Source organism: Myroides sp. LJL115 (genome assembly GCF_054871665.1).
Window position 1 is genome coordinate 19,534 of the sequence record NZ_JBTXLS010000018.1, and the last position, 11,374, is coordinate 30,907.

At 32.8% G+C, this 11,374-nt stretch carries 11 protein-coding genes; 5 read left to right on the top strand and 6 right to left on the bottom strand.

What is annotated here, in order from left to right; genetic code table 11:
* Nucleotides 1–53: 53 nt before the first annotated feature.
* The 4 genes from ACYSNX_RS06310 to ACYSNX_RS06325 are packed head-to-tail and all read left to right on the top strand — an operon-like array spanning nt 54 to nt 3,392.
* Nucleotides 54–989, top strand: a complete 936-nt coding sequence (locus tag ACYSNX_RS06310) for a M28 family metallopeptidase (protein WP_461753831.1) — start codon at nt 54–56, stop codon at nt 987–989.
* Between the two features lies 1 nt (nt 990).
* A complete protein-coding gene (locus ACYSNX_RS06315) occupies nt 991–1,671 on the top strand; it encodes an SDR family NAD(P)-dependent oxidoreductase (protein ID WP_461753832.1) in 681 nt (226 codons plus the stop codon).
* Nucleotides 1,672–1,680: 9 nt separating this feature from the next.
* Nucleotides 1,681–2,304, top strand: a complete 624-nt coding sequence (locus ACYSNX_RS06320; protein WP_461753833.1) for a SprT-like domain-containing protein — start codon at nt 1,681–1,683, stop codon at nt 2,302–2,304.
* 8 nt (nt 2,305–2,312) lie between these two features.
* Nucleotides 2,313–3,392, top strand: a complete 1,080-nt coding sequence (locus tag ACYSNX_RS06325) for a mannose-1-phosphate guanylyltransferase (RefSeq protein WP_461753834.1) — start codon at nt 2,313–2,315, stop codon at nt 3,390–3,392.
* Between the two features lie 27 nt (nt 3,393–3,419).
* Here ACYSNX_RS06325 and ACYSNX_RS06330 read toward each other — a convergent pair whose 3' ends face one another.
* Genes ACYSNX_RS06330 through ACYSNX_RS06340 form a run of 3 tightly spaced genes read right to left on the bottom strand, consistent with a single transcriptional unit; the run spans nt 3,420 to nt 5,858 of the window.
* A complete protein-coding gene (locus ACYSNX_RS06330; protein ID WP_461753835.1) occupies nt 3,420–4,187 on the bottom strand; it encodes an ABC transporter ATP-binding protein in 768 nt (255 codons plus the stop codon).
* Between the two features lie 2 nt (nt 4,188–4,189).
* A complete protein-coding gene (locus ACYSNX_RS06335; RefSeq protein ID WP_461753836.1) occupies nt 4,190–4,936 on the bottom strand; it encodes an MlaE family ABC transporter permease in 747 nt (248 codons plus the stop codon).
* Nucleotides 4,937–4,991: 55 nt separating this feature from the next.
* Entirely contained in the window at nt 4,992–5,858 is an 867-nt protein-coding gene (locus ACYSNX_RS06340) for a glycosyltransferase family 2 protein (RefSeq protein ID WP_461753837.1), read from the bottom strand.
* 99 nt (nt 5,859–5,957) lie between these two features.
* Between ACYSNX_RS06340 and ACYSNX_RS06345 the strand changes: the two genes are divergently transcribed.
* Entirely contained in the window at nt 5,958–7,427 is a 1,470-nt protein-coding gene (locus ACYSNX_RS06345) for an MATE family efflux transporter (protein WP_461753838.1), read from the top strand.
* Here ACYSNX_RS06345 and ACYSNX_RS06350 read toward each other — a convergent pair.
* The 3 genes from ACYSNX_RS06350 to ACYSNX_RS06360 all read right to left on the bottom strand — a co-directional run bounded on the left by ACYSNX_RS06350 (nt 7,392) and on the right by ACYSNX_RS06360 (nt 10,956).
* Nucleotides 7,392–8,363 carry an EamA family transporter gene (locus ACYSNX_RS06350; RefSeq protein WP_461753839.1) on the bottom strand — a complete coding sequence of 324 codons (972 nt, stop codon included), beginning with the start codon at nt 8,361–8,363 and terminating at the stop codon, nt 7,392–7,394. The two genes, ACYSNX_RS06345 and ACYSNX_RS06350, sit on opposite strands and share 36 nt — an antisense overlap.
* A gap of 70 nt (nt 8,364–8,433) precedes the next feature.
* Complete coding sequence (locus ACYSNX_RS06355) at nt 8,434–9,636, bottom strand: MFS transporter (protein WP_461753840.1); 1,203 nt, start codon at nt 9,634–9,636, stop codon at nt 8,434–8,436.
* Between the two features lie 261 nt (nt 9,637–9,897).
* Complete coding sequence (locus ACYSNX_RS06360; protein ID WP_461753841.1) at nt 9,898–10,956, bottom strand: 3-oxoacyl-ACP synthase III family protein; 1,059 nt, start codon at nt 10,954–10,956, stop codon at nt 9,898–9,900.
* Nucleotides 10,957–11,374: the final 418 nt, after the last annotated feature.

Consider the following 11,374-nt stretch of genomic DNA (forward strand, 5'->3'; position numbering starts at 1 on the left):
TATGTTGTTATAATTTGGTAGATTTTTGTATTTTTGAACTAAATTTATGGACTATGAGAATTATTATTGTATTAGTGTTTTTTATGAGTTTGCTTAGTTGTGGTACTAAGAAGGGCATGTACCTTTCGACTAGTATTTCTAGTGAGGAATTGATAAGTAAAGATTTATACTATCTTACTAGTGACGAGTTATTAGGGCGTGAAGCAGGTACTCAGGGGGCTGATCAAGCTAGTAATTACCTTATTAAGGAGTTAGAGGCCAATCACATTAAACCGCTATTTAAAAGTTATAAAGATACGTTGAGCAATTATGCCAATTCTTGGAATGTAGTTGGTGTTCAACCAGGTAAGGATAATAGCCTAAAAAATGAAATTATCGTTTTAGGTGCACATTTTGATCATATAGGGATTGTTAAACCTATAGAGAATGATTCTATTGCCAATGGAGCTAATGACAATGCTAGTGGTAGTGTTATTTTGTTAGACCTAGTAAGACGTTTAAGCGGTATGGATAATAAAAGAACTATTGTTTATGCTTTTTTTAATGCAGAAGAAAAGGGGCTTTTAGGAAGTGAGCACTTGGCCTTGAAGATGAAAGAAAACGGCTTAAACGTTGTCCTAATGCTAAACTTTGAGATGTTAGGTGTACCTATGGACCGTGAATACATTACCTATGGTACGGGTTTAGAATTAAGTAATTTATCTGAGTTAATCAATGATATTGCTCAAGAGCAATTAGTGGGAGAATTACCTCTTGCAAAAGAATATAATTTATTTAAGCGCTCTGATAATTATCCGTTTTATAAACATTTTGATGTGCCAAGTCATACTTTTTGTTCTTTTGACTTTGAGAATTACCCGTACTATCATCATGTCTTAGACCATGCGGAATTAATGGATGTTGCTTTTATGGCTAGCCTTAGTGAAAAGATGGCTAAAGTTATAAACAAGCTTGTGAATATGCCACAAGGAAATATTAGAAAATTTTAGAATGAAAAAAATTATAGTTACTGGTACAAGTAGAGGGATTGGTTTAGAGGTTGCTAAGCAATTAGCTAAAGCAGGAAATCAAGTTTTAGCTCTTTCTCGAAAAGTAAATCAAGAATTAAAGGCTACAAGTGGAGTTAGTTGTCTAAGTGTAGATATTTGTAAAGAAGAAGATTTAAGTAAAGTAGCTGAGTTTATTACCCAAAAATGGGATGGTGCAGTAGATATTTTGATTAATAATGCTGGACAAATTGTCAACAAACCATTTGAAGAGTTAACGAGTGAAGACTTTCAAAGAGTGTACCAAGTGAATGTATTTGGAGTCGCTCGCTTGATCCAAATTTGTATTCCATTTTTAAAACCACAAAGTCATGTTGTTACTATCAGTAGCATGGGTGGTGTTCAAGGAGTAATGAAATTTGGTGGTCTAGCTGCATATAGTTCAAGTAAAGGGGCTGTTACTATTTTAAGTGAGCTTCTTGCTGAAGAGTATAAAGAAAAGGGAATTTCCTTTAATGTTATTGCTTTAGGTGCTGTTCAAACTGAAATGTTAGAGGAGGCTTTTCCTGGATATCAGGCGCCTTTGTTACCTGAAGAAATGGCAGAGTTTATAGTAGAATTTTCCTTAAATGGAAATAAGTACTTTAACGGAAAAGTTTTACAAGCTTCTAGTTCAACCCCATAATAAAATAATTTGATTACTGTTTTAAAACCATATTTACCACCTGCTGCTTTGGAGCCTTGTTTTGAACTTATAAAGCATTATAACGTTCATTTAAAGATTGTAAATGAGAGAGTAACTAGGCATGGAGATTACACAAGGACACAAGATGGACATCATTTAATTACTGTGAATTCTAATTTGAATCCTTACAGATTTTTGATGACATTAATCCATGAGATTGCTCATTTGGTTGCTTACCAAAAATATGGAGGTTATATCAAACCCCATGGGCAACAATGGAAAGGTACCTTTCAATTACTTATGTTGCCTTTTTTGAGGCCAGAGGTATTTCCAAATACCTTACTTCCTTTACTTGCAAATCATTTTAGGAATCCAAGTGCTAGTAGTGATACAGATGAACGTTTGTCCATTGCTATGCGTAGGTATGATACACAGGATAAAGATAGTGATCAGTGTTTTATTTACGAAATTCCAATTGGCAGTCATTTTAAGACCTATAATGGGAAGATTTTTAAGCGTGGTCCATTACGTGTGAAAAGATTCGAATGCTTAGAGGTAAGTAGTGGACGTGTTTATACATTCAAAGCAAATGCCGAAGTACAAATTTTAAGGCATTATGTTGTAAAAAGATAATTTTATTTATGAGTTCAAATTATTATGCCATAGTTATGGCCGGAGGGGTAGGCTCTCGTTTTTGGCCAGTTAGTACACCTGCATTTCCCAAACAGTTTCACGATATGCTTGGGTCTGGACATACGCTTATTCAAAAGACATTTAATCGACTTGCTCTTTTAATACCTAAGGAGAATATTCTTATTCTAACCAATGAAAATTATCAAAATATTGTCAAAGAACAATTGCCTTTTGTAAGTGACGATAATATCATTTTGGAGCCAGCAATGAGAAATACAGCACCTTGTATTTTATATGCTGCTATGAAGATTTATAAGATGAATCCAGATGCAGTTATGGTTGTAGCACCTAGTGATCACTGGATCGAAGATGAAATGCAATTTGTTTCCAATTTACAGCGTACATTTGATATTTGCGAGCGTGATCAAGTTTTAATGACTTTAGGTATCTTACCCACTTTCCCTAATACCGGTTATGGTTATATTGAATTCAATAAGTTAGATTCAAGGCCTATTAAAAAAGTAGTTCAGTTTCGCGAGAAGCCAGATTACGTTACTGCAAGGAAGTTTATTCAAAGTCGTCATTTTTTATGGAACTCAGGAATTTTCGTTTGGGGTGTAAGAGCTATTTTACAAGCTTTTGAACAATACCAACCCGAAATGTATGCCTTATTTCAATCAGGATTACAATCGTATAATACGCAAGAAGAAAAGTCTTTTATTGAGGATAATTACGCAAATGCCCAAGATATCTCTATTGACTATGCGGTGATGGAGAAGGCAAATAACGTGTATGTTCTACCTGCAACTTTTGATTGGAATGATTTGGGTACTTGGGGATCATTACACGATAAACTACCAAAAGACGCTAGTGATAATGCTATTGTAAATGCCCAAGCTTTTTGTGAGAATGCTACCAATAATATCATTCGTACTGACAAAAGTAAATTGGTAGTCATTGATGGATTAAATGACTATATCATTGTAGATAGAGAAGATGTTTTGCTTATTTATCCTAAGAAAAAGGAGCAAGAAATAAAGAATGTTTCTCAAGCAATTGAAGCTAAGCTAGATAAAAATAAAGAATAAAAAAAGTCTCCAACTTGGAGACTTTTTTTATTTTACCATATCTCTCATGGCCTGACGTACCATTCTAAAGAGTTCTGAGGAGTATACAAAATCGACTACATCTTCATTGTCTGTTTGTATAATTTGTTTATTATTTCCTTGCCATGCTAATAGCCCATTTTTTAAAAATACAATATGTTCTCCAATCTCTAATACAGAGTTCATATCATGTGTATTAATAATGGTTGTTATGCCATATTCATGTGTTATTTTTTGAATTAAATTATCAATTACTATTGCAGTCTTTGGATCCAAACCTGAGTTAGGTTCATCACAAAATAGATATTTTGGATTGTTTACAATAGCTCTTGCAATAGCAACCCTTTTTTGCATTCCTCCTGATATTTCAGAAGGCATTTTTTTATTTGCATTAATAAGGTTTACTCTATCTATTACTTCATTAACCCTATGGTCGATTTCTTCTTGGGTTTTATTGGTAAACATCTTTAAAGGGAAAGCAATGTTCTCCTCCACTGTTAAGGAGTCAAATAATGCACTTCCTTGGAATACCATTCCAATCTCTGTTCTTAGCTCTCTTTTTTGTTGTACACTTAGTTCTCGGTAATTTCTACCATCAAAACTAATGCTACCAGAATCAGCCTGATGAATTCCAAGTAAAGTTTTTAAGAAAACAGTTTTTCCTGAACCACTCTGTCCAATGATAAGATTGGTTTTACCTGTTTCAAACACGGTTGTGATACCCTTTAAAACTTCTGTTCCATTAAAGGATTTACGTATGTCTTTTACTTCAATCATATCTAATTAGTTAATAAAAGAGAGGTTAATATATAGTTTGTTAGAATGATAGCTACACTTGTCCATACAAATGAGGTTGTACTAGCTTTTCCAACTTCTAAAGCTCCACCCTTCATGTAATATCCAAAGTAAGCAGGTATTGTAGCAAGTAATAAGCCAAATACTGCTGTTTTTAGAAAGGCATAGGTAATATGAAAGGGAATAAAAGTATCCTGTAGTCCCATTATGAATTGTTCCGAGGTAACAAAGTTCCCCATTACACCTCCAAACCAACCTCCTAGTATACCTAAGAACATGCTTATTCCAATAACAAAAGGATATAATAAAACTGCTATTACTTTAGGGAATACTAAGTAGTTTAATGAATTTATTCCCATAACTTCTAGAGCATCAATTTGCTCGGTAACTCTCATTGTTCCTATACTCGAAGTAATAAAAGAACCCATTTTACCTGCCATAATAATTGAAATAAAAGTAGGGGCAAATTCCAATATAACACTTTGTCTTGTAGCAAAACCAATTAAATATTTTGGAATAAGTGGATTTGTAAGGTTAAGTGCTGTTTGAATTGCAACAACTCCTCCTACGAAAAAAGATAAAAAGCACACTATCCCTAAAGAACCGATGATAAGATCATCTATTTCTTTGAATATTAATTGCTTCATAACCTTCCATTTGGTCATCTTGCTGAAAATTTCTTTTAGCATTAGGAAGTATTGACCTATATTTTTTAAAGCTGATTTAATCATAAAATGAAAATAATGGCTAAAATACCAATTAGTAACGAGTTTTAAGAATTATAGACTAAAAAAACATTTTTTTTATCTTTTGTTTTATTTTGCTCCAACGATATTTTCGTATAAATTCCCCTTGGTTTTTATCTACTAAGAAAGCTTGATTTTGATTCTTAGCTTGGAAATATCCTTTGAGATAATCTATAAATAAAAGTGGTTTTTTCTTTTTACTTGCTAATTTTAAACCAGCAATAGTTGTTATTATCAAACCATAGCGAAGTCTATAAAAGCTATTACCTTGTTTATATCTAGCCGTTTTATCATAGTTGGCACCTGTGGGCTTCAAGTGTTTAACTTTAAGGTTTTCTAAAGTAATTACTTCCCAGTTAAAGTATCTTGCTAGTAATTCATCCACTGTATCCCAACCCATTGCAGCTTTAAGACCTCCTATTTGTGTAAAGCATTGCCTTCTATATGCTTTAAAGGCACCTCTAATATGATCTTTATCGGTTAAGTTTTCCAATATCCATTGATTGTTTTGTTCTATATAAGCAAATCCCCCAACTAATCCTGCTTTTGGATTGTGCTTAAATTCTTGCATTACTTTTTCGAAATAGTCATGAGGTAGTATTAAGTCAGCATCTAACTTTACTATGACATCTACCTGTTGTATATCCACAGTTTGTAAACCAAAGTTAAAGGTATGTATTACTTTACTGCCTGGTAAGTGTTTGGAAGAAGTTGAGCTCTTATGTAAAGCACTAGCCCAGGGATGTTCAAGGCAAAATTCTTTTGCTAACTCTAGTGTATTATCATTAGAATTATCATCTACAATTATTAAGCGTTTTGGTAAGAGGCTTTGCGCTGCTATACTATCCAAAGTTTTTTTAATAAAATTTTGTTCATTATAAGCAGGCATTATAATAATGTAGTTCATGGATTATGTATTTTGTAGATTTATACAAAGTTATCAATTTTTGTAGTTCGGATGCTTTAGTAAACTATATTTGTAGTATTACCAATACTTGATCCTTCAATGAAAAACAATAGTGCCACAAAACAAGCCATTCTATTCACAGGTATTAATTACCTTGGAGTTGTTTTTGGTATACTTTCTACGGTATTAATTTATCCATTGGATAAAGAGATGCTTGGTATTATTCGATTTGTGGATGCTTGTGCACAGGTAATGTTCCCCATTATTGTTTTGGGGAGTAGTCATGCCCTGATTAATTTTTACCCTACTTTAAATCCCTATTTACAAAAGAAACTTTTTAGTTTTAGTTTGTTGGCTTTAGGGAAAATGAGTTTGCTCTTAGGGATTGTGGTATTTAGTATTTATTGGTTTAATACTCAAGAGGATCTTAAGTATATGTTCTTGGGATTTCCCTTGGCCATAGCCATGGCTTATATTGATTTGTTTCGAAGGCAAGCTACTAATTTACACCGCATAGCATTTGTGACTTTTTTTGAGAAAATTATTCCCAAACTCACTCTGCCATTTGCTTTTATTTTAGTTCTTTTCTTATCTTGGAATATAATTGATGCTATTTGGGTTTACATCCTAAGTTACTTTTGTATCCTTGCCATAGTTGGCATTTATGTTTTTAAGCATTTTAATTTTACTTGGCATAATCAATACAGCGATCTTTTTACGCATTTGTCAAAACCAGATTATTATTGGTATAGCTTTTTCGCCTTTGCAGGAAGCCTAGGACAATTCTTTGCCTTTAGAGTAGATTCTTTAATGATTCCCGCTTTTTTAGGTTATGAGCAAAATGGAACCTTTAATATCGGTGTTACTCTTGCTTCGGCTTTAGCTATTCCAGCTACAGGTGTATTTGCAGTATACGCACCAGTGGTCTCTGACTTATTAAAGAATGCTAGATTACGAGAACTTAATATAAAACACAAAGAGGTAGCTCGGGTTTTGTTTTTTATAGGCATGTTGCTTTTTAGTTTAGTCTTGGTAGGGATAGAACCTTTCTTTAAGCTTTTGCCTACTTATGATAATTTAAAAGACTCTTTACCTATTATCTATCTATTGGGGATAAATGTGGTCATTAATATGTGTACGGGATTTAATACGGAGATTATTTCTTATTCTAAATACTATCGCTTTAATTTACTATCCATTATTGTATTGATGGTTTTAAATATTAGCTTGAATTTTTATTTTTTAAGTTATACAGATCTTGGTATTGTTGGAGTAGCAATCGCTTCACTAATTTCTATGGGTTTATTCAATGTGGTGAAGACCTATTTTATCTATAATAAACTCAAGCTTTGGCCTTTTGATAGAGACTATCTTTACTTGTTTATTTCTATGATGGCCATTGTAGGTGTTGTTTACTTCCTACCTTTAGGTACTAATTACTGGATCGTGTTTCTAGGTAAAGTAGCTTTAGTATTTTTAGCTAATTTGCTACTTGTTTTTTACACTAATTGGTTAAAAAGTATAAAGAGTTATTTATGCAGTTTTTTGGGTAGATTCGTGCATAGGTAGAGGAGTAATCTCCGTGATATTATTCTTTTTTGTGGAACTTTTACTTAGTAAAAGAATAGTTATCAAAATACAGCTACTTCCTAAATAATCCATTAAAGTGAAGGCTGTATCTAAAAAGAATACTGCTATAAAAGTAGCTGCAAGAGGTTCTGCGCATGCCAGTAAACTAGCTTTTTGTGGACCTATTATCCTTACTGCATTTAAAAACATATAGAAAGGAATTAACGTGCCAAAAATTACAATAAACACCACAGCAGTAAAAACCGGTTTACTCCATTGTATATCTACTGTATAAGGGGTAAAATATATCCCCATAGATACAGAAGCAATAAGCATAGACCAGCTGATAACACTTAAGGGATCATATTTATGTAATAAATTAACTGGCATTAAAGTATAGCATGCCAAAGCCAATGCAGAAGCTATACCCCAATATAAAGCCTGTGGGCTTATAATCAAAGTATTGATATCTGCATGAGTAACTAATAAAAAGGTACCAGCCACAGCTAAAGTAATCGCCAGAATTTCTTGTGATGAAGGAGCTTTTTTATTCCTTAATGCTAAGTATATGGCTATAAACACAGGTCCCACATATTGTAAGACCGTTGCTGTTGCTGCATTGGAGTGTAAGATGGTCACAAAGTAGGTATATTGAACACTTAGCATTGCTATAATACTAAATGCAATTAAGCTTGTGACATCTCTTTTATTGGACCATATCTTCCAAATATTGGGGTTTTTAAAGCTAATACTAATTACAAGGAGAATCAATGCACTAATCAACATCCTTGTGGTTACTAACCACTGAGGAGTAAAATCTGCCTTTATAAATAGGAATTGAGCGAATGCTCCTGAAACACCCCACAAAGTTGCTGAAAAAAGTGCAGAGACAAAGCCAAACCACCTTGAGTTACTTATGAACCTTATTTTTTCCATTACAATAGTTTATATGAAAATACGCAATTTATTAGTCTAATTACCCAAAAAACAAAGGCATGTTTTTTATTTAATCTTTTACTTCTTGTTTGTAGAGCTTTATTCGGTACATAATGGTAATAAACAAGAATAGAATCAAGATCCCATATCCATAGGCTAAATGGTTTTGGGTTTCTATAGGATGTACACTAGTTAGTAGAAAGCTTGTAAAAGAGGTAATAAGGTACACCAATCCACCCATCAATCCACCTGCTAATCCTGCGTTTTTTGGAAAAAAGAGCATGGTTGTACTAAAGAAACTTGTGAATAACATACTAGAAGCTGCATGTATAATAAAGGCAAAAGAAATAAGTAGGATTAAGTTTTGTTGCCATATTCCTATTAAAATTAATAAGCTAACTGCTGTGATTTGTAAAACACTAGGCTGTAAAATTCTTTTTTCAAAGTCTATATTCATTCTTCTTTTACCTAGTATACCTCCTAACATCCAAGCTACTCCTAAAAGCAAGGTACAATTTCCAATGGTAATAGCATTATAACCAAAGGTGTTTCCGATAATAAATGGCCCAGAGATATTAAAAGCCATTGCAACAGAATAGGCAAGTCCTAAGATGCAAATACTACTGATAAAGCTTTTGTTTTGGAGCATTGATTTATAGAGTTGTAAGGTAGTTACAAGATCAAAGGATTTTTTTTGTTCTAAACTTTCTCCACTAATTAGTAGTTCTAAAATTAACAATAGACCTGAATAGATTGCTAAGAAGTAAAAATTAGCATGCCAAGAGAAGATTTGTTCTAGAAAACCACCTAAGAATGGCGCTAAAATAGGACCACAAGACCAAATGATAGTGAAGTAGCTCAAATAAGATACACTTTTTTTACCGGGGTATATATCTAAAAATATTGCTCTAATGGCTACTACTAAAACAGAGATAGCAAATCCTTGGAGTACCCTAAGAGCGCAAATCCATATAATATCTGTGGTTTGTGGGATTAGTATATTAGTTATAACAAGTAGAGTTAGACTTATAAGACGTGGTTTATATCTACCGATGTTATCGAGTATAGAGCCAATAAAAAGCTGAGCGATTCCATAACTTAATAGATAACAGCTTAGGGTTATTTGTATGTCTTCTGCTGAGAGGTTTAAACTACTTGCCATAGTAGGAAAAGAAGGAAGGTAAATGTCGGTTACAAAGCCGGAAATAGGAATAGTAAAGAAGGCTAGAAGAGTGGCTAATTTCTTTCTACGCTCACTGGATTGTTGTAACATGTATAAAAGGATATTTTTTTGAATTATTTGCAAAAGTAGTGAATATCCTTGGTTTGTTTAAGGTTTGGACTAGATACAAAATAATATAGGGGTTGTCTCACAATTGAAGACAGCCCCTTTTTTACTTAATAAATATCGTGCTTTACTTAGTATAATTCAATTATTTTATCTGAAATATAAATTATACCTAATAATTTACTCCTGAATGACAGCTAGGTAACCTTTATGAGATAGCCCCTATATTATCATAGTAAGAGGAACTTACATTTGGTATACAAAAGCATTGATATTCATTCCTGCGCCAACGGAAGCAAAAAGTAAAATATCTCCTTGTTGTAAATCATGGTTTTCTAATTGTTTTTTTATAATCATATCATATAAAGTAGGTAAGGTCGCAACGCTACTATTACCTAGCATTTTAATATTCATAGGCATAATGTCGCTTGGCATGCTAAGTCCATATAGGTTGTAAAAACGTTCTACAATAGCCTCATCCATTTTTTCATTAGCTTGATGTATCATTACCTTTTTAACCCTATTAATATCTATACCGCTTTTGTCCATACATTGCTTCATGGCTAATGGCACTTGGGTTAGGGCAAATTCATAGATTTTTCTACCAAACATTTTAATGTATTTCGTAGAAGGATCTAAATCCTTATTATAGGATTTGTCGTAATGGATATAATAGGCTTCTTCTAAGGTGTAACTAGCATTACTTAGTGATAATATGCCACCTGGTTCTTGGGTAGCTTCAAAAATAGTAGCTCCTGCACCATCGGCGTAAATCATTGAGTCTCTATCGTGTGGATCTATCACTCGGGAAAGAGTTTCCGCTCCAATAATCAAGCAGCGTTTAGCCAAGCCAGATTGAATAAAAGCATAGGCTTGTATTACACCTTGCAACCACCCTGGGCAGCCAAAAAGTAAATCAAAGGCTACGCAGTTAGGGTTTTGTATTTTCAAATTATGTTTTACTCTTGAAGCTAAACTTGGTACAATATCCGATTGAATGGTGTTGCCTTTAATATCTCCAAAATTGTGAGCAAAAATAATGTAATCAATTGTTTCAGGGTCAATATTGGCATCAGCAATTGCTCTTTGACTTGCAATTGTTGCAATATCCGAAGAAGTTAAGTTATCTTCTACATATCTTCGTTGTTCAATACCTGTTATTTGTTGCAGTTTGAAGGCTATACGCTGGTTAGAATCTTTTAGCTTTTCTCCGTTTTCATCTCTAAAGTCAAAGTTATCAAAGTCATTATTAGTGATGACTTTGGTTGGGATATAACAACCAGAGCCGGTAAGTTTAATGTTCATTATTGGTGTGTTTGGTTAATTTAGGGTAAACTTAGTTGTTTACATTGGTAAGTATATAAAATTATTTCACAAAATATTCGAAAATATTTTAGTTTTATAGTGTTTTTGTGAATTTAGTAGTGAAATGAATTTTTAGTCTTTTTTTATATATTATGGCTATATGTTTTGGAAGTAAAAATGCATTTATGCAAAAAGGATTATGCTTTATTTTTAGTTTGGTTCTTTTTATAAAGGTTTCTTTACTTTAAAAACGCTTAGGTCGTTTCTATATTGCCTTATAACTATGTACTATCTTTACTTTATTGTGAAGTTTGTAGTTATCCTAAAGATATATATTCAATAGATTTTGGCGATATTTGTAACTTCTATGTAAAAGAAATTTGCTCTTTTACACTCTTAATTTTCATACAGTTTTATA

What these genes read in the sequence shown, in the direction of transcription:
- ACYSNX_RS06325 (WP_461753834.1), top strand. Translation starts at nt 2,313, where the DNA reads ATGAGTTCAAATTATTATGCCATAGTTATGGCCGGAGGGGTAGGCTCT.
- ACYSNX_RS06335 (WP_461753836.1), bottom strand. Translation starts at nt 4,936, where the DNA reads ATGATTAAATCAGCTTTAAAAAATATAGGTCAATACTTCCTAATGCTA.
- ACYSNX_RS06345 (WP_461753838.1), top strand. Translation starts at nt 5,958, where the DNA reads ATGAAAAACAATAGTGCCACAAAACAAGCCATTCTATTCACAGGTATT.
- ACYSNX_RS06330 (WP_461753835.1), bottom strand. Translation starts at nt 4,187, where the DNA reads ATGATTGAAGTAAAAGACATACGTAAATCCTTTAATGGAACAGAAGTT.
- ACYSNX_RS06350 (WP_461753839.1), bottom strand. Translation starts at nt 8,363, where the DNA reads ATGGAAAAAATAAGGTTCATAAGTAACTCAAGGTGGTTTGGCTTTGTC.
- ACYSNX_RS06355 (WP_461753840.1), bottom strand. Translation starts at nt 9,636, where the DNA reads ATGTTACAACAATCCAGTGAGCGTAGAAAGAAATTAGCCACTCTTCTA.
- ACYSNX_RS06310 (WP_461753831.1), top strand. Translation starts at nt 54, where the DNA reads ATGAGAATTATTATTGTATTAGTGTTTTTTATGAGTTTGCTTAGTTGT.
- ACYSNX_RS06315 (WP_461753832.1), top strand. Translation starts at nt 991, where the DNA reads ATGAAAAAAATTATAGTTACTGGTACAAGTAGAGGGATTGGTTTAGAG.
- ACYSNX_RS06340 (WP_461753837.1), bottom strand. Translation starts at nt 5,858, where the DNA reads ATGAACTACATTATTATAATGCCTGCTTATAATGAACAAAATTTTATT.
- ACYSNX_RS06360 (WP_461753841.1), bottom strand. Translation starts at nt 10,956, where the DNA reads ATGAACATTAAACTTACCGGCTCTGGTTGTTATATCCCAACCAAAGTC.